1 protein-coding gene is annotated in these 755 nt (G+C 46.6%); it reads right to left on the bottom strand.

The annotated features are described in order from the left end of the window. Positions 1 to 755 (bottom strand): ribonuclease E/G (locus BCT81_RS02130; protein ID WP_198596828.1); only part of this gene is annotated, 755 nt, incomplete at both ends.

Raw genomic sequence — 755 nt, 5'->3', positions numbered from 1 at the left:
GGCTTCTCTTCAGTTTGTTTCTCTTCTTGCTTCTCTTCTTGAGTTGAAGAGCCAAATAGGAAACTACCGATAGCCTTAAAGAAGCGACCAATTAGGCCTGATTCTTGTGCTACTGGTTCAGCTTTCTTCTCTTGTGCCGCTTTTGGTGCAGGCGCTGGAGTCGGTGCTGATTGAGCTGGAGCAGCGAAGCCTTTCAGAGCTGGCTCTTCGATCTTCTTAGGACGAATTGCTTGTTCTGCAGGTTCTTTGCTTTCTGCTTCTTTCAGAGCATCTAGCTTCTTAGGAAGTAGGTAAGAAAGTAGATCGAACTCTTCGCCTTCACGAACACGGATAACCTCAAAGTGCGGTGTTTCCATGTCAGAGTTAGGAACAACAGTGATCTTAACTTCTTGGTTCTTCTCGATGTGGTTTACTGAGCGACGTTTTTCGTTCAGAAGGTAAGACGCGATAGGAACAGGCACAACAGCAAGTACTTGTGCTGTGTTGTCTTTCAGAGCTTCTTCTTCAATCAAACGTAGAACAGACAGTGCTAGAGATTCGTTATCACGAACAACACCAGTACCTGTACAACGAGGACAAATGTGGTGGCTTGCTTCTGCTAGTGATGGGCTCAAACGTTGACGAGACATCTCTAGAAGACCAAAGCGAGAAATACGGCCAATTTGTACACGAGCACGGTCTAGACGAACCGCATCACGTAGGCGGCTTTCAACTTCGCGTTGGTGGCGAACCGGAGTCATATCGATAAAGTCGAT

This window comes from Vibrio sp. 10N.261.52.A1, from assembly GCF_002876325.1.
Taxonomy (GTDB): domain Bacteria; phylum Pseudomonadota; class Gammaproteobacteria; order Enterobacterales; family Vibrionaceae; genus Vibrio; species Vibrio chagasii.
This window is presented reverse-complemented; position numbering and strand designations above follow the sequence as displayed.